The organism is Paraburkholderia sp. SIMBA_030 (assembly GCF_046535245.1).
In the GTDB taxonomy this organism is placed as follows: Bacteria; Pseudomonadota; Gammaproteobacteria; order Burkholderiales; family Burkholderiaceae; genus Paraburkholderia.
Window position 1 is genome coordinate 1 of record NZ_JAWRXB010000275.1, and the last position, 297, is coordinate 297.

Consider the following 297-nt stretch of genomic DNA (forward strand, 5'->3'; position numbering starts at 1 on the left):
TGTCGCTGGCCATTGCCAACGCGGCTGCCGATAAACAATTTGCGCCGCTGATTGTGGATAACTTCGAAGCGCTGGCCGGTCGCGGTGTGAAGGGGCAAGTCAACGGCCAGACCTACCACTTGGGCAATCATCGTCTGGTCGAAGAGCTGGGCCTGTGCTCGCCGCAACTGGAAGAAAAACTGTTCGCGCTGGAGAAGCAGGGCAAGTCCGTGGTGCTGCTGCTCGACCCGTCGGGTCCGCTGGCGCTGTTCGCCGTGGCCGACACCGTTAAAGAGAGCAGCCGTGAAGCGATCCGCC

1 pseudogene is annotated in these 297 nt (G+C 61.6%); it reads left to right on the top strand.

The features are described 5' to 3' along the window. Positions 1-297, top strand: a pseudogene (locus SB772_RS39985) (heavy metal translocating P-type ATPase); the annotation flags it as partial.